Source organism: Stenotrophomonas sp. SY1 (assembly GCF_021202945.1).
In the GTDB taxonomy this organism is placed as follows: domain Bacteria; phylum Pseudomonadota; class Gammaproteobacteria; order Xanthomonadales; family Xanthomonadaceae; genus Stenotrophomonas.
In genome coordinates this window covers 703,805-724,367 of record NZ_JAJOYR010000002.1, presented here as the reverse complement: position 1 = coordinate 724,367, position 20,563 = coordinate 703,805, and the positions used below count along the sequence as shown (strand labels likewise).

Annotated in this window: 17 protein-coding genes; 10 read left to right on the top strand and 7 right to left on the bottom strand. The window is 65.3% G+C overall.

Features of this window, described 5'->3' with window-relative positions; genetic code table 11:
• Window positions 1-13: 13 nt before the first annotated feature.
• The 6 genes from LR961_RS14815 to rph form a co-directional block, all read right to left on the bottom strand.
• The gene (locus LR961_RS14815) at window positions 14-361 is read right to left on the bottom strand and encodes a PilZ domain-containing protein (protein ID WP_232150715.1); all 348 of its coding nucleotides are present in this window, start codon (window positions 359-361) and stop codon (window positions 14-16) included.
• Window positions 358-2,643, bottom strand: coding sequence for a DUF1631 domain-containing protein (locus tag LR961_RS14810; protein WP_232150714.1), 2,286 nt, complete (start codon window positions 2,641-2,643; stop codon window positions 358-360). Before LR961_RS14810 ends, LR961_RS14815 begins: the two co-directional genes overlap by 4 nt.
• Before the next feature lie 150 nt (window positions 2,644-2,793).
• Window positions 2,794-4,005 (bottom strand): radical SAM family heme chaperone HemW, encoded by a 1,212-nt coding sequence (gene hemW / locus LR961_RS14805; protein ID WP_232150713.1) that lies wholly within the window; start codon window positions 4,003-4,005, stop codon window positions 2,794-2,796.
• Window positions 4,006-4,013: 8 nt separating this feature from the next.
• The gene (gene rdgB / locus LR961_RS14800; RefSeq protein WP_232150712.1) at window positions 4,014-4,613 is read right to left on the bottom strand and encodes an RdgB/HAM1 family non-canonical purine NTP pyrophosphatase; all 600 of its coding nucleotides are present in this window, start codon (window positions 4,611-4,613) and stop codon (window positions 4,014-4,016) included.
• Entirely contained in the window at window positions 4,610-4,999 is a 390-nt protein-coding gene (locus LR961_RS14795; RefSeq protein WP_232150711.1) for a VOC family protein, read from the bottom strand. Before LR961_RS14795 ends, rdgB begins: the two co-directional genes overlap by 4 nt.
• Window positions 4,996-5,724 carry a ribonuclease PH gene (gene rph / locus LR961_RS14790; RefSeq protein WP_232150710.1) on the bottom strand — a complete coding sequence of 243 codons (729 nt, stop codon included), beginning with the start codon at window positions 5,722-5,724 and terminating at the stop codon, window positions 4,996-4,998. The genes LR961_RS14795 and rph overlap by 4 nt, the downstream gene beginning before the upstream one ends.
• A 111-nt stretch (window positions 5,725-5,835) precedes the next feature.
• Here rph and LR961_RS14785 point away from each other — a divergent pair, with 111 nt between their 5' ends.
• The 6 genes from LR961_RS14785 (at window position 5,836) to LR961_RS14760 (ending at window position 11,935) form a co-directional block, all read left to right on the top strand.
• Window positions 5,836-6,696, top strand: a complete 861-nt coding sequence (locus LR961_RS14785; RefSeq protein ID WP_232150709.1) for a YicC/YloC family endoribonuclease — start codon at window positions 5,836-5,838, stop codon at window positions 6,694-6,696.
• 184 nt (window positions 6,697-6,880) lie between these two features.
• Window positions 6,881-7,513 carry a guanylate kinase gene (gene gmk / locus LR961_RS14780; protein WP_232150708.1) on the top strand — a complete coding sequence of 211 codons (633 nt, stop codon included), beginning with the start codon at window positions 6,881-6,883 and terminating at the stop codon, window positions 7,511-7,513.
• Between the two features lie 110 nt (window positions 7,514-7,623).
• Window positions 7,624-7,923 carry a DNA-directed RNA polymerase subunit omega gene (gene rpoZ / locus LR961_RS14775; RefSeq protein WP_232150707.1) on the top strand — a complete coding sequence of 100 codons (300 nt, stop codon included), beginning with the start codon at window positions 7,624-7,626 and terminating at the stop codon, window positions 7,921-7,923.
• Window positions 7,924-8,031: 108 nt separating this feature from the next.
• Window positions 8,032-10,191, top strand: coding sequence for a bifunctional (p)ppGpp synthetase/guanosine-3',5'-bis(diphosphate) 3'-pyrophosphohydrolase (locus LR961_RS14770; RefSeq protein ID WP_232150706.1), 2,160 nt, complete (start codon window positions 8,032-8,034; stop codon window positions 10,189-10,191).
• A 314-nt stretch (window positions 10,192-10,505) separates the two neighbouring features.
• Window positions 10,506-11,150 carry a heme-binding beta-barrel domain-containing protein gene (locus tag LR961_RS14765; RefSeq protein ID WP_232150705.1) on the top strand — a complete coding sequence of 215 codons (645 nt, stop codon included), beginning with the start codon at window positions 10,506-10,508 and terminating at the stop codon, window positions 11,148-11,150.
• 401 nt (window positions 11,151-11,551) lie between these two features.
• Window positions 11,552-11,935: a RidA family protein gene (locus LR961_RS14760; RefSeq protein WP_232150704.1), complete on the top strand. Its 384-nt coding sequence runs from the start codon at window positions 11,552-11,554 to the stop codon at window positions 11,933-11,935.
• On the opposite strand, the gene LR961_RS14755 is transcribed toward LR961_RS14760, so the two are convergent.
• The gene (locus tag LR961_RS14755; protein WP_232150703.1) at window positions 11,936-12,979 is read right to left on the bottom strand and encodes an AraC family transcriptional regulator; all 1,044 of its coding nucleotides are present in this window, start codon (window positions 12,977-12,979) and stop codon (window positions 11,936-11,938) included.
• A gap of 118 nt (window positions 12,980-13,097) precedes the next feature.
• Between LR961_RS14755 and LR961_RS14750 the strand changes: the two genes are divergently transcribed.
• The 4 genes from LR961_RS14750 (at window position 13,098) to recG (ending at window position 20,511) form a co-directional block, all read left to right on the top strand.
• Entirely contained in the window at window positions 13,098-14,330 is a 1,233-nt protein-coding gene (locus LR961_RS14750) for a parallel beta-helix domain-containing protein (RefSeq protein WP_232150702.1), read from the top strand.
• 9 nt (window positions 14,331-14,339) lie between these two features.
• Complete coding sequence (locus tag LR961_RS14745) at window positions 14,340-15,530, top strand: SO2930 family diheme c-type cytochrome (protein ID WP_232150701.1); 1,191 nt, start codon at window positions 14,340-14,342, stop codon at window positions 15,528-15,530.
• A 36-nt stretch (window positions 15,531-15,566) separates the two neighbouring features.
• Entirely contained in the window at window positions 15,567-18,011 is a 2,445-nt protein-coding gene (locus LR961_RS14740; RefSeq protein ID WP_232150700.1) for a TonB-dependent receptor, read from the top strand.
• 367 nt (window positions 18,012-18,378) lie between these two features.
• Complete coding sequence (recG, locus tag LR961_RS14735; protein ID WP_232150699.1) at window positions 18,379-20,511, top strand: ATP-dependent DNA helicase RecG; 2,133 nt, start codon at window positions 18,379-18,381, stop codon at window positions 20,509-20,511.
• Window positions 20,512-20,563: the final 52 nt, after the last annotated feature.

Below are 20,563 nucleotides of genomic sequence, written 5' to 3'. Positions count from 1 at the left end.
CCGGTTTCGGCGCTCAGGCAGAGGGAAGGCTGTCTTCGATCCAGCGCACCAGCTGCTCGCGCTGGGTGGCGTCCAGGGTCAGGAAGCGGAAACCGGCCCAGAACTGGTCTGGCGCGTGGGTGGGCACCCGCCACAGCAGATGGGCGCCGACGTCGATCAGCTGCTGGCCGCCACGGCCGTCGGGAATGCCGAACTGCAGCTGGTACAGAGCGTCTTCCTGGAGCGGACCGGAGGCGATGATCAGCATGCCGGTTTCAGAAATGTTGCCCAGCCGGCCGATCATGCTCTCGGTCATCTGGTCGCGTACCGGCACCAGTTCCGGCACCTGCATGCGCGGGGCGCGTCGGGTTTCGGGGGTCATGCGGATTCCACGGCGTTGGGGGCGTTGCCGGCGATCGAGCGCAGGGCGCGCACGGTCGCCTGCCAGGCGCGGTCGATCAGGCGGCCGCGGTCTTCGGTGACGATGCGCAGCTGGCCCTTGGCCATCAGCCGCGCCATCGCGTCCAGCGACAGCTCGGCCACCTTCTGCCCGCGCTGGTTGACGAACAGGGCGTTGTCGGTGACCAGGCTGTACCAGGAAAGCCGCTGGCGGCGGTTGTCACCCTGCTGGTTGACGGTGAACTCGAACCACGTACCGAACGGCAGGGTGCGCAGCTGCTGGTAATGGGCGCTCTCGGCCGCATTGCGCTCGGCTTGTGGCGGCTTGTGGCGCTCGGGCTCGCCATCGCGCTCTTCGGCTTCACCCAGCCGTGCGCGGGCCTTGAGCTTGGCGGCCAGCTCGGTCCTGGAAAGAATGTCGTCTTCACCACCGGGCGTGGACAGGCGGCGTGCGATGGCACCGGCCTCGTCGCGGTGGTAACCCACCTGCAGCAGTGACTGCTCGATGTCCTCGGCAAAGCCGATGTCGGTCTCGCCGCTGGTCTGGCTGGTGACCTCGCTGATGCGGGCGGTGGCCTGCTCACGTTGCTTCCACTCTTCCGAACCCTCGCCGTGGCGCAGCAGGGTGAGCGTGAGCACGTCGGCCCAGGGCTTGCGCAGCAGCGTCTGTACGAACTTGGGCGGGTTGGTGTCCTGGCACAGCGTGTCGATGGTCTGGTTGGCCAGTTGCTTGGCTGCTTCCAGGCGCTCCTTGCCGCGAGCGGCTTCGATCTGCCGGCGCTCGCTGACTTCGGCACGGCGCGCGGCGGCGCGCAGGTGGCTCTGGATGTGTTCGTTGGCCTGGGCGAATACCGCCTCGTCGCCCTGGTAGTCGTTGACCACCTGGTTGACCGCTTCGCCCAGCTTGTACAGCAGCAGCGGGTCGGCGTCGTCCTCGCTCAGCCACACCGCGCCGGATTCGGCCACGGCGTTGAGCAGTTCGCGCGCCGGGTGCTGGTCGCGCAGGAAGAACTCGGGGTCGCTGATGGCGGCGCGGGCCAGCGGTACCTGCAGCCGGGACAGCAGGTCGTTGGCCGGGCCATCAGTGCGCACTTCGCGCTGCAGTTGGGAATACAGCATGCCCAGCAGGTCCAGCGTATCGGTGTCCTGGGCGGATAGCGCCGCGGTCGGGCCGTGTTCGGCCTTGACCTGCGAGAGCAGCGCGCCATGGATGTCACCGATGCTGCGACGCCCGCCGCTTGGTGCGGGGGCGGCCTGCAGCTTGCCCAGCACATTCATCACCGACTGGGTGGGAACCGGCACGGTCGAGGTGGCCGGCGGTGTCCAGGCGGGCTGTGCGGCGGCAGGTACGTCGCCGCCGGCATCGCCGGGCTGTGCGCCCTTTGCCAGCGCGCGCCGCGCGGCGTCGAGCAGTTCGTGCAGGTTGCCCATGGCCGGATTGCTGTCGGCCGGGCCGGTCGTCGGGGAGGTGGGGGCCGCCGATGCCGTCGGCGCTGGCATGCCGACCTCATTGGACAGCTCCGCCCACGAAGCCGCGGGCGCCTGGCCCTGCCAGCCAGTCAGCGGGGCACTGGCTGCTGCCGCGCCCTTGTTGCCGGCAGCCGCACCGGTTCCGCGTGGTGCGGAGGGGCGGGGCAGGTAGGGGCGGTAGACCAGGCCGGGCAGCACGCCTTCGCGTGCCAGCTGGATGTTCAGCCGGTCGGTGAGCTCGGCGTGGCGGCTCATCACCTGGCGCTCGAACACCTGATAAAGCAGCAACTGGGTTTCCAGGGTGAACTGCATCTGTTCGCCACTGTCACGCAGCGCACGGCACAGCGCATACGGCCCCAGTGGCAGACGCTCCGGGTCGAAGGCCGGCTGCGCCGCCAGCACCGCAAAGCGCTGGCCGAGCAGCAGCAGCGGACTGGCGCCACGGATGCTTTCACGCCGCGCCATTTCACTGAGCACGATGTCGCGGTCGATATCGGTGTCTTCAACCAGCGTCATCGACTTGAATGCAGCCGCATGGACTTCGGCGTTGGGCCTGGCGGGCTCCTTGAACTGAGCCAGCTGCGCGGCAACGGCGTCGAAATAAAGCGCTGGAAACTCCTCGCTACGGGCACGCAGCAGGCGCAGCTGGGCGTAGACGTCGGACTGGATCTGGCTGTTGCGGGCTTTTTCCGCACTCTGGAACAGCGCGCGTTCCAGCTCCACCATGGTCAGCTGCAGCGGTACGCGCAGTACTTCCTCGGCCACGCGACAGGTGGCTTCCAGCAGCTGGCGCACGCGGGGCGGTGCAGGTGTGGCCGCGATCCGGGCCAAAGCCTGCGCGGGCAAACTAGATGCGTTCCCTGACATCGGCTGTACGTTTCCTGCCCCCTGAAGGCGCAATTTTTATCACTTCCGTGATGCAATCGCCACTTTCAGGGTGCGTGTTCAAAGTAGGAAAAGCTCCACTACGTCGTTGGTGAAGCGCCGGCCCAACTCGGTGGGGGCCAGTAATTCGTCGTTGCCGGCCAGCCAGCCGCGTGCGATTGCCGCGTCCAGTGCTGGCCGCAGCACCTGCCGGCTCAGGCCGGTGCGTGACTCGAAATCGCGCAGGCTGAAACCTTCATGCAGGCGCAGCAGGTTGAGCATGTATTCGAAGGGCAGGCGTCCAGGGCTGATGATGTCGTCGCCGCCGATCGAGGTAGGCGTGCCGGCGGTGTCCATGAACGTCTGCGGGTGCTTGTGCTTCCAGCGGCGCAGCACATGTTGTTCGGCGCCGGAGCTGATCTTGCCGTGTGCACCGGCGCCGATGCCCAGGTAATCGCCGAAACGCCAGTAGTTGAGGTTGTGCGCGCACTGGTAGCCGTCGCGTGCGTAGGCGCTGACCTCGTATTGGCCGTAGCCGGCTTCGGCCAGCAGCGCCTGGCAGTGTTCCTGGATGTCCCAGGCGCTGTCTTCGTCGGGGATGCCCTGTGGTGGCCGCGCGAAGAACACCGTGTTCGGCTCCAGCGTCAGCTGGTAATGCGAGATATGCGTGGGGTTCAGCGCGAAGGCGCGTTCCAGGTCGTGCTCGGCCTGGGCCAGGGTCTGCTCCGGCAGCGCGTACATCAGGTCGATGTTGAAGTTGTTGTAGCCGGCGTCCTGCGCCAGCTTCACCGCGCGCTCGGCCTCACCGCTGTCGTGGATGCGGCCCAGGCGCTTGAGCGCGTCGTCGTTGAAGGTCTGGATGCCGAAGCTGATGCGGTTCACGCCAGCAGCGCGGTAGCGGTCGAAACGGCCGTGCTCGGCGGTGCCGGGGTTGGTTTCCAGCGTCACTTCCAGGTTCGGCGCGAAACGCAGCCGCGCGCTGGCCTGCTGCAGGAAACGATCGATCGCTTCAGGCGGAAACAGGCTGGGCGTGCCGCCGCCAAAGAACACGCTGCTGACCACCCGGCCCCAGACCAGCGGCAGGTCCTGGTCCAGGTCGCGGATCAGCGCATCGATGTAGGCATCGAACGGCAACTCACCCTTGCCGGCATGCGAGTTGAAATCGCAGTACGGGCATTTGCGCACGCACCAGGGCAGGTGCACGTACAGCGACAACGGCGGCGGGACCAGCTGTATCTCGCTGGGCGCGTCACAACCGCAGGCGTCGTGGTGGACGTGGGAATGCGTGCTCATCGCCAACCTCAGCGTGCCAGCTGGCTTGAAAGCTTGTGCAGCAGCAACTGCAGCGCCTTGGCACGATGGCTGCGGCCGTTCTTCTGCTCCGGCACCATTTCCGCTGCGGTCAGGCCCAGTTCCTCGTCGAGGAACACCGGGTTGTAGCCGAAGCCGTTGCTGCCGCGCAGTTCATCGATGATGCGGCCTTCCCAGCTGCCTTCACAGATCAGCGGCTGCGGATCGTTGGCGTGGCGCAGCAGCACGATCACCGCGTAGAAGCGGGCGCTGCGGCGTTCGGCCGGGACATCACGCAGCGCGTCGAGCAGCTTGGTGTTGTTGGCGGCGTCATTGGTCGGGCTGCCGGCGTAGCGCGCGCTGTACAGGCCGGGTGCGCCGTCCAGTGCATCGACGATCAGGCCGGAGTCGTCGGCCAGCGCGGGCAGGCCGGTGATCTCGCAGGCGTGACGCGCCTTGATCAGCGCGTTCTCGACGAAGGTAAGGCCGGTTTCCGGCACATCGCCCACGCCCAGTTCGGCCTGCGGCACGATCTGCAACGGCAGATCGGCGAGCATGGCCTGCAGTTCCTTCAATTTGCCGGCGTTGCCGCTGGCCAGTACCAGTTTCATTGCTTGGGCTCCAACAAATCCCAGGTGTTGCCGTACAGGTCGCGGAATACCGCGACGGTGGCATAGGGTTCTTCGCGCGGTGCTTCGAGGAATTCCACGCCGCGTTCGGTCATTGCGGCGTGATCGCGCCAGAAGTCATCGGTGTTCAGAAAGAAGCCAACGCGGCCACCGGTCTGGTTGCCGATACGGCTGCGTTGTTCCTCATCGCTGGCGCGCGCCAGCAATAGTGCAGCGGCGCTGTTGTCGGTCGGGCCGACCACCACCCAACGCTTGCGGCCCTGGTCGATGTCTTCCAGCAACTGGAAGCCGAGCTTGCCGGTGTACCAAGCGATGGCTTCGTCGTAGTCGGCCACCACCAGCGTGACCAGGGCAATGCGCCGGTTCATGCCTGTGCCAGTGCTGCCTGCTGTGCGGCGAGCAGTTCGCCGATGCCCTTTTCGGCCAGGGCCAGCAGGGCATCGAGTTCATCGCGGCGGAAGGCATGGCCTTCGGCGGTGCCCTGCAGCTCGATGAAGCCGCCGCCATCGTTCATGACGACGTTCATGTCGGTATCGCAGTCGCTGTCTTCGGCGTAATCCAGGTCCAGCACCGGCACGCCCTTGTAGACGCCGACGGAGATGGCAGCCACCGCGCCGAACAGCGGGTTGCGCTTGATATCGCCGCGCTTGAGCAGCACGTTCACCGCGTCCACCAGCGCCACGTAGGCACCGGTGATGGCGGCGGTGCGGGTGCCGCCGTCGGCCTGCAGCACGTCGCAGTCCAGGGTGATGGTGCGTTCGCCCAGCGCGTTGCGGTCGATGCAGGCGCGCAGGGTGCGGCCGATCAGACGCTGGATTTCCAGGGTGCGGCCGCCTTGCTTGCCGCGTGCGGCTTCGCGGTCCGAGCGGGTGTGCGTGGAGCGCGGCAGCATGCCGTACTCGGCCGTGACCCAGCCTTCACCCTTGCCGCGCAGGAAGCCCGGCACGCGGTTCTCGACGCTGGCGGTGCACAGCACACGGGTGTCGCCGAAGCTCACCAGCACCGAACCTTCGGCATGGCGGGTGAAGGAGCGTTCGATGGTGACGGTACGCAGCTGATCGGCCTGACGGCCGCTGGGACGGGAAAAGGTCATGAAAAGTCCGGATTGCGAAGAGCTTCAAGTGGGGCGTCCGGGCGGTCTATGCACCGGCGTCCGGGGGCGCCTAGGGTACCATTCGCCCTTTGCAACGCACCGGAAATCCACATGATTCGAAGCATGACCGCCTACGCAGGCGGCGAACGTGTCACGCCCTGGGGCACCCTCGGCTGCGAGATGCGCTCGGTCAACCACCGTTTCCTTGAAGTGGGGGTACGGCTGCCGGAAGAGCTGCGCGCGCTCGAACCGCAGCTGCGCGAGCGGGTTTCCGGGCGGATCAGCCGTGGCAAGCTGGATCTGGTCATGCGCCTGCGTGTGCCCGAAGCGGCGGCCTCGCTGAATGTGAACGAAGCGCTGGTGGAGCAGTTGGGTGATCTGGCGCTGCGTCTGCATTCGCGTTTCCCCGGCATGCGGGTGGAGTTCACCGAGCTGCTGCAGTACCCGGGCGTGCTGCGCACCGAGGCGACCGACGCTGCCGCATTGCAGGCCGAGGCCATGGCGCTGCTGGACGAAGTCATCGACGGCTTCGTGCAGGCCCGCGAGCGTGAAGGCGACAAGCTGGCCACCGCCATCAGCGAGCGTGTGGACGGCATCGAGCGCATCGCTGCCGAAGTGCGTGAGCTGATTCCGCTGATCCGTGAAGGCCAGCGCGCCAAGCTGGCCGCACGCCTGGCCGACCTGCCGCACCCGGTCGACCCGGGCCGCGCCGAGCAGGAACTGGTGATGTGGCTGCAGAAGCTGGACGTGGACGAGGAGCTGGATCGCCTGTCCAGCCACATCAGCGAAATCCGCCGTGTGCTCAAGCAGCGCGAGCCGGTCGGCCGCCGCCTGGATTTCCTGCTGCAGGAGTTCAATCGCGAGTCCAACACGCTGGGCTCCAAGTCGGTGGACGCGCGCACCTCCAACGCCTCGGTGGAGCTGAAAGTGCTGATCGACCAGATCCGCGAGCAGGTGCAGAACATCGAGTAAGCGGCACGGGGGCATCGACCATGCCCCCGGTAGTGCCGAGCCATGCTCGGCAGGGGCTTCACTGGCAACGCCCCGGCGCAGCATGGCTGCGCTCTGCCGCCAGGCCACCCGTGAACAACCCGCTCGGCACGGATTGGCCCGCGCCGTTACAATGCCGGGCCACTTCAGACGCTGGCCCACCTTGATGCGTGGCACCCTCTATATCGTCGCCGCCCCCTCCGGCGCCGGCAAAAGCAGCATCGTCAACGCTACGCTGGCGCGCGATCCGCATATTTCCCTGTCCATTTCCTTCACCTCGCGGGCCATGCGTCCGGGCGAGGAGAACGGCAAGCACTATCACTTCGTACCGGCCGCCGAGTTCGAGCAGATGATCGCCGCTGGCGACTTCTTCGAGCACGCCCTGGTGCACGGCGACTGGAAGGGCACCGCCCGGCAGTCGGTCGAGCCGCAGCTGGCCGCTGGCAAGGACGTGCTGCTGGAGATCGACTGGCAGGGCGCGCGCCAGGTGCGCGACAAGGTGCCCGGTGCGGTCAGCGTCTTCATCCTGCCGCCGTCACGGCAGGCGCTGGACGAGCGCATGCGCAAGCGCGGCCAGGACAGCGAAGCGGTGATGGCCCAGCGCCTGGCTGCCGCCCGCGAGGAAATGCTGCATTACCACGAGTTCGACTACGTCATCGTCAATGAGGATTTCGACACCGCGGTGGACGAGATGTGCTCCATTTTCCGCGCCAGCCGCCTGCGTCGGGAGCCCCAGCAGGCGCGTCATGCCCAGCTGATCGCCTCGCTGCTGGCCCCCGAAAACCAAGCAACCGATTGATTCACAAGGGGCTGTTCAGGCGTCGGCTTGATTTAGGACCCGCCTGACCCCTACAATCCGTCCCCTTTCCCTCATTCGTTCGAGCGGCCGCACGGTCGCCGGGAGCCCGCATGGCCCGCATTACCGTAGAAGATTGCCTGGAAGTCGTTAACAACCGTTTCGAGCTGGTCATGATGGCGTCCAAGCGCGCCCGTCAGCTGGCCAATGGTGTCCAGGCGACGATCGACAACAGCGAGACCGAGGACAAGCCGACCGTGCTGGCGCTGCGCGAAATCGCCGCCCGCAAGATCGACAACGAGCTGATCGAGGAAGTCGAGAAGGCCGAGCGTGAGCGCGTGGAGCGTGAAGCGCTGGAATGGGCCGCTGCCGAAGTGGTCGCCGACGAAGACATGTCCAAGAACGACGATTGATCGGTTCGATCGGACACATCGCTGCAAGCAATGGAACAGCCCGCCACGTGCGGGCTGTTCTGCGTTTTGGGGTTTGCCGAAGTACGCGCGCTGGCATAGTCTTCCGGCATGAACCCAGGCCCCACCGCCCAGGTAGCCACGCCCGCGGGCGGGGCGGTACCTGACTACGTACTCCAACTCGAACGCGCAGCCAGCTACCTGCCCGCCGAGCAGCTGCCGCTGCTGCGTCGCGCCTGGGAAGTGGGCGCCGGCGCCCATGCCGGCCAGACCCGCAAGTCGGGCGAGCCCTACATCACCCATCCGGTCGCCGTGGCGCGCATCCTGGCCGAGCTTGGCCTGGACGTGGAAGCACTGATCGCCGCGATCCTGCACGACACCATCGAAGACACGCCGCTGACCCGTGAGGAACTGGCTGGCGAATTCGGCTCGACCGTGGCCGATCTGGTCGATGGCGTCACCAAGCTGGACAAGCTCAAGTTCCGCGACCGCCAGGAAGCGGCGGCGGAGAGTTTCCGCAAGATGCTGCTGGCCATGTCGCGGGACCTGCGCGTGATCATGATCAAGCTGGCCGACCGCCTGCACAACATGCGCACGCTGGGCGCGCAGAGCGCCGAGGCACGGCGCCGCATCGCGATGGAGACGCTGGATATCTACGCGCCCATCGCCCAGCGCCTGGGCATGAACCTGATCAAGTCCGAGTTGCAGAACCTGGGCTTCCGCGCGCTGTATCCGTGGCGCCACGCCATCCTCGAAAAACACATCCGCAGCCAGCCGGTGGTCCGCCGCGAGGCGATGGCGCAGGTGGAAGTGCAGTTGTCGCAGCGGCTTGCGCGCGAAGGGCTAGAGCATCGGCTGATCAGCCGCATCAAGACGCCCTGGAGCATCTACACCAAGATGCACGAGGAGAACAAAAGCTTCGACCAGGTGATGGATGTCTTCGGCTTCCGCCTGGTGGTGCGCAACGTGCCCAACTGTTACCACGCGCTGGGTGCGGTGCATGCCGCGTTCAAACCGCTGGACGGGCGCTTCCGTGATTTCATCGCCATTCCCAAGGCCAACGGTTACCAGTCGCTGCACACGGTCTTGTTCGGGCCGTACGGCTCGCCGATCGAAGTGCAGATCCGCACCGAGGAAATGGACCTGATCGCCGAACGCGGCGTGGCCGCGCACTGGACCTACAAGTTCGGCGGCGACACGCCCAACAGCGCACAGAGCCGCGCGCATGCGTGGATCGTGGATCTGATCGACTCTCAGCGCACCGCTGGCTCGTCGCTGGAGTTCCTGGACAACGTCAAGGTTGATCTGTTCCCGGACGAGGTCTACCTGTTCACGCCCAAGGGCAAGATCCTGGCATTGCCGCGCAACTCCACCGCGCTGGACTTCGCCTATGCGGTGCATACCGACGTGGGCAACCGCGCGGTGGCCTCGCGCGTGGACAAGAAACTGGTGCCGTTGCGCACGCGCCTGGTCAGTGGGCAGACGGTGGAAATCATCACCGCGCGCTCGGCCTCGCCCAAGCCGCAGTGGCTGGAATTCGTGGTCAGCAGCAAGGCACGTACCGCCATCCGCCACCAGCTCAAACAGCTGGAGCACGAGGACGCGGTGCAACTGGGGCACAGCATGCTGGACCGCGCGCTGGAGGCGATGGACAGCTCCATCGAGCGGTTGCCCAAGGGCCGCCTGGATGCTTTCCTCAACGAACACCGTTATCCGCGCCTGGAAGCCTTCCTGGCCGATGTGGCGCTGGGCAACTGGATGCCGACACAGGCCGCGCAGGCGTTGATGGCCCACGCCGAGCTGCGTGGCAGCAACATGTCCGGGCGTTTGCAGGAGAAGATCCTGATCAACGGCAGCGAGCGCGGTGTGGTCAGCTTCGCCAATTGCTGCCAGCCCATTCCCGGTGACGATATCATGGGTTACCACACCGCCGGCAAGGGCATCGTGGTGCATCGCATGGACTGTCCGAACCTGGCCGAGCTGCGCAAGACGCCGGACCGCTGGGTACCGATAGGCTGGGATACCAGCGTGGTTGGTGATTACGACACCGCGCTGGTAGTGGAAGTGGAGAACGGCACCGGTGTGCTGGCGCAGCTGGCGGCAGCCATCGCGCAAAGCCATTCCAACATCGAGCGTGTCGATTACCTGGACCGCGATCTCAATGCGGCGGTGCTGTGTTTCAACATCCAGGTGCGTGACCGCAACCATCTGGCCGAAGTGATGCGACGCCTGCGCAGGCTGCAGGTGGTGCAGGCGGTGCGCCGGCAGTAAGCGCAACGTAGTGCCGAGCTACGCTCGGCAAGCGGAGATTCCGGAAATACATCCGTAGCGCCGAGCCATGCTCGGCAGCGGGTTTTCCAGGCGACCCGGACGCCGGACATGGCTCGGCGCTACGCGAGCGGTTTATCCCCACAGGCTGTGCCCTGCTGGCTACACAAGTTGTGGATAAGCCCGCACAGCCCTTGTGCGGCGGGGCTCTGCGAGAGCTGGTCATATTTTGTCCACATTGCCGTGGACCACTGCAGGGGGAGCGCAGGGCGGGTTCTGCGTACCATAAGTGGGTTGACCCCACAGGCAGTGCAGCCATGACCACGTTTCCGCAGGACATCTATACCGAACCGACCTCCGACCCCAACACGCTGGCCAACCTCGGCCCGCTGGCCGCGATGGCGGGTATCTGGGTGGGTGAGCGTGGCGTGGATGTGAACCCCAAGGCCGACGGTCCGGAGCGCCAGGTCTTCATCGAGCGCATCGAGTTGCATCCGATCGATGCGCAACCCAACGGCCCGCAGTTGTTCTACGGATTGCGTTATCACACCCGCATCGTCAAGCCGGGCGAGGTGGAGACTTTCCACGACCAGGTCGGGTATTGGCTGTGGGAACCGGCCACGGGCAACATCATCCAGACCCTGACGATCCCGCGCGGGCAGACCGCGATGGCGGTGGGCAAGGCCAGCGCCGATGCCAGGAGCTTCCATCTGCGCGCCGAGCGCGGGTCGCTGACCAACGGCATCAGCTCCAATCCATTCCTTGAGCATGCCTTCCGCACTGAGAGCTACGACATCCACGTGACCATCAACGATGACGGCACCTGGTCCTACGAGCAGGAAACGGTGCTGGTCATCCCTGACAGGACCGAGCCATTCGCACATACCGACCGCAACACCATGAGGAAGGTGGGCGAGCCGGTGCCGAACCCGACCGCGCGCGAAGCGGCATCGGTGGGCTAGGACGGCGTCACGCGGGCGCTGCCGGACATGCCTGCGCTCGACCGGGCCTTCCCGGCAGTCTGCTGCCGGGAAAGGGCCGGTTTTTCGGCAGCAGCGGTTTATCCCCACCGGTTGTGGCCTGCTGCCTACACAAGTTGTGGATAAGCTCGCGCAGCCCTTGTGCTGCATGGTTCTGCAAAAGCTGGTGATATTTTGTCCAGCTCCTGTGGATGGAAAACCCGGCTATCCACATCGCTTGTGTCCTGTTGCCGGCACAAGATGTGGATAAGCCTCGGCAGCCCTTGCAGGCCAAGGCTTCACGGCAGGTGGCGAAGTTTTGTCCAGCGCGGCCCGGGACGGTCAGGTGCGCGCAAAGGTGCGGACGCTACAATGGCCAACCTTTCTTCACAGTGGAGCTGTCCATGTCCCGCCAGATCATCAACACCGCCAAGGCCCCGGCCGCCATCGGCCCGTACTCGCAGGCCGTGCGCGCCGGCAACACCGTCTATTTCTCCGGCCAGATTCCGCTGGACCCGGCCACCGGTGAGATCGTCGCCGGTGATGTGGCCGCGCAGGCCCGCCGCGCGTTCGACAACCTCAAGGCCGTGGCCGAGGAAGCCGGTGGCTCGCTGGACAAGATCGTGCGTCTGGGCCTGTACCTGACCGACCTGGGCGAGTTCGCCAAGGTCAATGCGGTGATGCAGGAGTACTTCCAGGCACCGTTCCCGGCCCGTTCCACCATCGAAGTGTCGGGCCTGCCGAAGGGCGCCGCGTTCGAAGTCGATGCAGTGATGATCCTCGACTGATCAACACTGGATAAGGTGACGCCGGGTTTCGCTCGGCGTCTGCCCGGTCCATCGCTTGAATGCGCGACGGAACTCACGCGCATCATTGAAACCCAGCTGGCCGCCGATGGCGGCGATGTCCAGCGCCGGGTTCTGCAGCAACTCCAGCGCATATTCGGTGCGCAGGCGGTCATGTACTTCGCTGAAGCTGGTTTCCTCTTCAGACAACTGCCGGCGCAAGGTGCGTTCGCTCAGGTGCAACGCAAGCGCGACTTCGCTCATCTGCGGGTTGTCGCGCAGGTTGGGGCGCAGCAGTCGCTCCACCGCCGCAGTGGTTTCGCCGCGCATTGACAGCGTGGCCAGTTGTGCCCGGCACAGCGACAGCGCCTGTTGTGAAGTCACCGGGTTGTAGCTGGCGAACGGCAGCTGCATCCAGTGACGCTCCAGCACCATGGCGTGACGCGGCTGATCGAAGCGGACCTCGCAACCGAACAGCTCGCGGTATTTGTCCGCATGCGCGGGTGCCGGATAGCCCAGCTCCAGACGCAACGGACTGAACGCGCTGCCGGCCAGTTCGCGGCCCAGCATCAGCACGCTGGAGAACATCTCCTCGCACAGGAATGGCAGCAGATCGTTGGCTTGTTCCGGCGTGGTCGCGACGATGGCCAGGGTGGGGCCGCCATGGTCTTCCAGGGCCAATGCCATCAACGGGCCAAGGTTGCGCTGGTAGTCCAGGCCGATACGCACCGCATCGCCAAAGTTGCGCGCGGTCTTCATCGCCAGCCCGAGCAGGCCGAAGTTGCCACCGTTCTGGTTGCCGCCCATGGCCAGGCCGACCGCATCGATGGGCAGGGTCGGCAGGGCGCGACGGATGACCTCGATGGCCTGCCGGTAGGAGATGCGGGTGAGTGGATCGTTGAGCTGTTCGGCACTCAGATGCAGCCCGGCCAGCCATCCGTCGGTGCTCACGCCCAGCTCGCTGCCCAGCAGCAGCAGGCCGCAAAGCATGTTGGTTGGCACGTTGGCCACGGCCAGACGGTCGCCGCCAATGGTCTTGCGATGCATCTAAGCTCCCTCCAGCTTGTCCGCTCTGCCCCCCGTAGTATGCCGTTCCTGCCCTTCGCGTGAACACTTCCTGAAGCTCAGACTGCACGCTACATCTGGGGGCGTATGGAGCGGATTCATGCAACGCAGCATCATCTTGGCGGTTCCGATCGGTTTGGCGTTGTTGGGTGGCTGCCAGAAACAGGCGGCCCAGGCACCGGCGGTGGCGGCCGCTGACGGCGCCTTTGCCGCCACGTTGCAGGAGCGCTTGCTCGATGCCAAGCCGGGCGATGTGATCGAGATTCCCGCAGGGCGGCATCAATTCGAGCGCAGCCTGAGCCTGCGCGCCGACGGGGTCACCATCCGGGGTGCCGGCATGGACAAGACCGTGCTGAGCTTCAAAGGCCAGAAGGCTGGCGCCGAAGGCCTGCTGGTCAACGGTGACAACTTCACCATCGAGGACCTCACCATCGAGGACTCCAAGGGCGACGGGCTGAAGATCAGCGAGTCGGAGAACATCACCATCCGCGGCATCAAGGTGCAATGGACCGGCGGTCCCAGCACCAAGAACGGCGCCTACGGCATCTACCCGGTGCTGACCAAGAACGTGCTGATCGAGAACACCATCTCCATCGCCGCGTCCGACGCCGGCATCTATGTCGGCCAGTCCGATGGCGTGATCGTGCGCAACAGCCGGGCCGAGCGGAACGTGGCCGGCATCGAGGTCGAAAACACCCGCAATGCCGACGTGTACGACAACGTGGCCACCGGCAACACCGGCGGCATCCTGGTATTCAACATGCCGGGCCTGTCGCAGCAGGGCGCCAACATCCGCGTGTTCAACAACAAGGTCATCGCCAACAACCACGAGAACTTCGGCGCCAAGGGCACGCCGGTGGCCAGCGTGCCGGCCGGGTCGGGCATCGTCATCAACTCCAACGATGACATCGAGATCTTCGACAACGAGGTGCGCGACAACGCCACCACCAACATCATCATCTCCAGCGTGTATTCCACCGGCTACAAGGACAGCAGCGCATCGCCGAACTTCGATCCGTACCCCGAGCGCATCTACGTGCACAACAACACCTTGTCCGGCGGCGGTGACTCACCGGACGGGCTCGACCTGAAGGCGCTGAAGGTGGCGATGTTTGGTTTGACCGGCAATTTCCCGGACGTGCTGTGGGATGGCTACTACAACAAGGAACGCCTGGTTGACGGGGTCAAGGTTGGCCCGCAGATCTGCCTGCGCAACGTCAGTGGCGTGATCAACGCCGATGGCCCCGGCGGCTACAAGAACCCCAGCAAGGATGCCAAGCCGTTCGACTGCGAGTTGCCGCGCCTGCCGGCGATCGACCTGAAGCGTGGTTGAGGAAGCGGCATGCCGAACGTGATGGTGCGGATGGTGGGGCTGGTCGGCGTGTTGTTGATGCTGGCCGGTTGTGGCGGCAAGCCAGCGGTGCATTTCTTCGAGGAAGGACAGCCGCCCGCGTTGGACGAGTGGCATGTGCTGCGCGTCGAAGGCGGCAAGCTGCGGCTCAATGACGGCGTGGTCCCGTATGACCTGAACACGCCGCTGTTCAGCGACTACGCACACAAGCTGCGCACGGTGTGGATGCCGCAGGGCCAAGCAGCGGGCTACCAGCCCGAGCATGCGTTCGACTTTCCGGTGGGCACCATTCTCAGCAAGACGTTCTATTACCCGCTGCCGGAAGGTGGCGCCGCCGATGGCAAGTCGGTGGCGCGTACGCCGCCTTCACAATCCTCGTTGGAAGAAGAAAGCCTGGATCTGGCCAAGGTGCGGCTGATCGAAACCCGCCTGCTGGTGCATCGCAAGGAAGGTTGGGTCGCGTTGCCGTATGTCTGGAACCGGGAGCAGACCGCCGCCACGCTCAAGCGCACCGGCGACATTGTCGAGCTGGAACTGGTGGATGCCGCTGGCGCGCGTGAAGCCCTGAGCTACCAGGTGCCGGACCAGAACCAATGCGGCGGCTGCCACATCACCGACAACCGTTCGCGCAAGTTGCTGCCGATCGGGCCGAAGGCCCGGCATCTCAACCGCGATTTCGATTACATCGACGGCCGTGAGAATCAGCTGGCGCACCTTTCGCGCGTGGGCTATCTGAAAGGCGCCCCGGCGCCGGCCGATGCGCCACGCATGGCCGATGCCGCCGACCTGCAGGCGCCGCTGGACGCACGTGCACGCGCCTATCTGGACGTGAACTGCGGGCATTGCCACAGCCGCACCGGTCCGGCCATCACTTCCGGCCTGTGGCTGGATGCACCCACCCAGGATCACCTGAAACTGGGCCTGTGCAAGCAGCCCATTGCCGCAGGCAAGGGCACCGGCAATCACCAGTACGACGTGCTGCCCGGTGATGCGGATGCGTCGATCCTGGCCTATCGCATGGACAGCCACGATCCGGCGGTGATGATGCCGGAGGTGGGCAGGGCGGTCATACATCGGGAAGGCGTGGCGTTGATCCGGCAATGGATCAACGCACTTGAAGGGAACTGCGACACCACGGCCGACACAAACCAGAGCGCCAAACCAGCAGTACCGGCGATCTGACAGCGGCTTTCATCACACTGCTTTGGGAGAGGGGCAATGCGAGTGAAACAACGGAATCTGGTTACAGGGCTGCAGCAGGCCATTGGTGCATTGATGGTGTTCGGTGCCAGCAGCGGGGCCATGGCGCAGAGCGCCACGGCGACGGAGGCGGCCACCACGTTGGACAGGATCACCGTCACCGCGCAGAGCCGCGAGCAGGAGTTGAAGGACGTACCCATCGCATTGCAGGTGGTGGATCAGAATCTGCTCAACGACGTTGCCGCCGACAACCTGGGCGACATCGATGTGTTCGTGCCGGGTCTGGTGATCGACGCGGTACAGCCTACGCAGCCGTCATTTCGCCTGCGTGGTGTGGAAACCAGTGATTTCGGCATTGGTACCGATCCGTCGGTGGGCATCTTCGTCGATGGCATCTACGGCGGTCGCGGTGGTGGCGTGCTGCTGCCGTTCGTCGACGTGGAGCGCATCGAAGTGCTGAAGGGGCCGCAGGGCACCCTGTTTGGCCGCAACACCGCCGCTGGTGCGATCTCGCTGGTGACGCGCCGTCCGCAGCCGGAAACCGAAGCACGCGCCACCGTGCGGGTGGGCAACTACGGCAAGAAGTATGCCGACGCGATGGCCAACATCCCCACCGGCGATCACTCCGCGCTGCGCCTGAATGCACTGATCAATACCAGCGATGGCTGGTTTCAGGACGGTGCTACCGGCAAGGACCTGGGCGGCGAGAACGTGTGGGCCACGCGTGCGGGCTGGCAGGTCACCTTCGGCGACAACACCACTGCCTATCTCAGCTGGGATCACGAAAGCCTGGACCAGAACGGCCGCGTCACCACCGGCATTGTCGCGTTGCCGCCGTATCCGCAGCGCCCGGTGGTGCCGGTGAATCCGGATGATTTCCTGGACCCGCGCGAAGTCAAAACCTATAGCGATGCCGACAACGCCGAGTGGCGTACGTTCGATGGCGTCAGCCTGATCATCGACCACGCGCTGACCTGGGGCAACCTGACTTCGACCACCTCGTGGCGCCAGTACGATTCGACCAACCACACCGAGGAAGACGCCACCAACCGCTTCGACCTGTACGTGGATTCGGTCAACACCGAGAGCAACGAGACCCTCTACCAGGAGTTCAAGTTCTCCGGCAGCAACGAGCACATCGACTGGGTGGCGGGCGTCAGCTACTTCAAGGAAGACGCCGACCAGACCAGCCAGGTCAACACCAACACCGAGGCGGTGGACAATATCGTGCGCAACCTCGGCATCGCGCCGACGCCCGACGGCAGCCTGTTCGGCTTCACCTCGATGCTGGCGCAGATGAACGGCATTCCGATCTCGCTGGTCGGCGAAAAGTGGAACGAACGCTTCACCAATACGCTGGGCACCACCGCGTACGCCGCCTTCGGTGACGTGATCTGGCGTGCGACCGATCGCCTCAACCTGACCTTCGGCCTGCGCTACACCCGCGATGAGAAGGAGTTCACCTGGCTCAACACGCCGCGCAGCGCACCTGGGCTGGAAGCCAAGCTGGATACGCTGGAAGCCGTTGGCTTCTTCCAGGCGCTTGCGGCGATGAACATTCCGATCACCCGCGAACTGCTCACTTTCGACATGGCCTTCATCGATCCGCCGGCCATGGTCAACAAGGGCCAGCTGGTGCGGGACAAGAAGAGCTGGAGCGACTGGAGCCCGCGCGTCGTCGTCGACTACCACGTCAATGGCGACACCATGGTGTTCGGCTCGCTGGCCAAGGGTTACAAGGCCGGCGGTTTCAACGCGCTGCAGATCGGCCCGGCGTTCGAGAACGAGGATGTCTGGAACCTGGAGTTCGGCATCAAGCAGGCATTCGACCGCTTCTCGTACAACGCCTCGGTGTTCCATTACCGCTATGACAACCGCCAGTCGATCCGCCTGATCGACCCGGATCCGAACAATCCGGTCGACATCCCGCGTTACGTGTTCGACACCGGCGACCTGGAAGCGACCGGCCTAGATTTCGACATGCGCTGGAAAGTCACCGAGTCCTTCACCCTGGATGCGCAGGCCGAGTGGATCGACTCCAAGTACAAGGACTACGTGACGCCGGAAGGTGTCGATCTGGACGGAGCTCCGACCGGCGAGCCGCGTTTCAGCGCGTCGGCCGGCGCTGTCTACGTGGCCGATCTGGGCGGCAACGGACAGCTGCGCTTCTCGCTGCGCCAGGCCTATCGGGGAGCCCAGCGCTGCAACGAGGCGTCGGACCTGCAGGGCGATTGCGGCATCAGTCAGCTGCTGAACGTTGGTGAATCGCGGCAGCGGACCGATGCACGCATTGGCTGGACATCACCACTTGGGCACTGGAACTGGGCGGTGTACGCCAACAACGTGTTCGACAAGCAGTACGTGCTCGGCCTGAATACCTATGGCCGCGGCCCGCTGGGCGTGGTCGGCGCGACGATCACCGAGCCGCGCATCTACGGTCTGGAAATGACGGTGAAGTTCTGACGCACCTGACGCCGAAGGCCGCAAAGCTCCTCCGGCAGGCGGGGCGATGCGGGCTTGTTTGCGAACCGCTGGTCCGCAGCCCGTTGAGGGCCCTCGCGGCAAGGCAAGGGCCGGGGCGCGGAGCGGGGTAGGGGTGAGGGCAAGCGGTGAAGTTCAGACTTGCTTGAAGCCGAGGGCTTTGAAGCTCCCTTGAAGCCGAGGGTTTTGAAGCCCCGCTCCTGCAAGCGGGGTGAGGGCAGAACGAGCATGGGAAAGCGCTCGGCAAACCCCGCCGCGCTCAGGCTTCCAACAGTGTGTGGGGAGGGAAACCCCGGCGCCTTCGGGCGTCGGGGTTTCTGTTTTGGGCGCATGACGGCATCCTTGTCACATGCCTGCCCGTCGTGACCTTGTTTCCCTCGATCTGTCCACCGAACCGCTGAGCCGCCTGGCCGGCGTCGGGCCGCGGGTGGCCGCCAAGCTGGAAGCACGCGGGCTGACCACGTTGCAGGATCTGTGGCTGCATCTGCCGTTGCGCTACGAGGACCGCACCACGCTGTTGCCGATCCGCGCACTCAAGGCCGGTATGCCGGCGCAGATCGAAGGCAGGGTGGAAGCGGTGGAACGCGGCTTCCGTTACCGCCCCGTGCTGCGTGTGGCGATCAGTGATGATTCCGGCGCGAGTCTGCTGCTGCGCTTCTTCCATTTTCGCGCCGCGCAGGTGGCGCAGTTCGCTGTGGGTACCCGGCTGCGTTGCTACGGAACCCCGCGCCCGGGCCAGCACGGTCTGGAAATAGTGCATCCCAGCTATCGCGTACTGGGCGAAGGCGAGGACGCGAGCCTGGGTGAAGCGCTGGACCCGGTCTATCCGGCGGTGGAGGGCGTCGGCCCGGCGAGCCTGCGCAAACTCATCGGCCAGGCGCTGGATAGGCTGCCGGACTCGGCGTCGCTGGAGCTGTTGCCGCCGGACATGTTGGCCGGGCTCAAGCTGCCGGCATTGCGTGATGCGCTGCTGACCATGCATCGGCCACCGGCTGATGCCGATATCGCGGCATTGTCGGCCGGCACACATCCGGCGCAGCGGCGCCTGGCGATGGAGGAACTGCTGGCCCATCACCTGAGCCTGCGTCGCCAGCGCATTGCACTTCAGCAGCACCGTGCGCCGTCATTGCGTGGTCGCGACGGGCTGGTCAAGGCGCTGCTGCAATCGCTGCCGTTCCGGCTCACCGGTGCACAGCAGCGGGTGTTCGACGAAATCCGCAAGGACCTCGCGCGCGCACATCCGATGTTGCGGTTGGTGCAGGGCGACGTCGGCTCGGGCAAGACCGTGGTGGCCGCGCTGGCGGCGATGCTGGCGGTGGAGCGTGGCAAGCAGGTGGCATTGGCAGCACCCACCGAATTGCTGGCCGAGCAGCACCTGGTCAACCTGCGTGGCTGGCTGGAACCGTTGGATGTGCGCGTGGCGTGGCTGGCCGGCAAGGTCACCGGCAAGGCACGTAGCAAGGTGCTGGAGGAGGTGGCCTCCGGTCATGCGCAGGTGGTGGTTGGCACGCATGCGCTGATGCAGGACAACGTGGTGTTCAACGACCTGGCTTTGGCCATCGTCGATGAACAGCACCGCTTCGGCGTGCACCAGCGCCTGGCGTTGCGTGACAAGGGCGCTGCTGCCGGCGTAGTGCCGCATCAGCTGGTGATGACGGCCACGCCGATCCCGCGCACGCTGGCGATGGCCGCGTACTCGGATCTGGATGTCTCGGCCATTGACGAACTGCCGCCGGGGCGTACGCCGGTGCAGACCATCGCCATCAGCGCGGAACGCCGTCCGGAGCTGGTCGAACGCATCCGTGTGGCCTGCCAGCAGGGCCGGCAGGTGTACTGGGTCTGCACCTTGATCGAGGAAAGCGAGGAGGACGGTACCGCTCCAGCCAATGGCCGCATGGAAGCAAGCGCCGCGCAGACCACTTTCGAAACACTGTCGGCGCAGTTGCCGGAACTGCGCATCGGGCTGGTGCACGGGCGGATGAAGGCAGCGGAAAAGCAGGCGGCGATGCGCGCCTTCAAGACGGCTGAAATCGATCTGCTGGTCGCCACGACGGTCATCGAGGTTGGCGTGGACGTGCCCAACGCTTCGTTGATGATCATCGAGAATGCCGAGCGCCTGGGCCTGGCACAGCTTCACCAGCTGCGCGGGCGAGTGGGGCGTGGCGCCACTGCATCAAGCTGCGTGCTGATGTACCAGGCGCCGCTTTCCAACATGGCGCGCGAGCGCCTGGAAACCATGCGTCACACCAACGACGGCTTCCTGATCGCGGAAAAGGATCTTGAGCTGCGCGGCCCTGGCGAGCTGCTGGGCACGCGCCAGACCGGGTTGGCTGAATTCCGCGTCGCCGATCTGCAGCGCGATGCGCCGCTGTTGCCGATGGTGCATGCGTTGGCTGAACGCCTGCTGCAGGAATCCCCGCAGCTTGCCGACCGTCTGGTCGGCCGCTGGATTGGTGGCGCGATGCGTTATGCATCGGCATGACGCATCGGCCTGATCGTGTGCTTCCACTGTCACGGAACAGATGACAGACTCC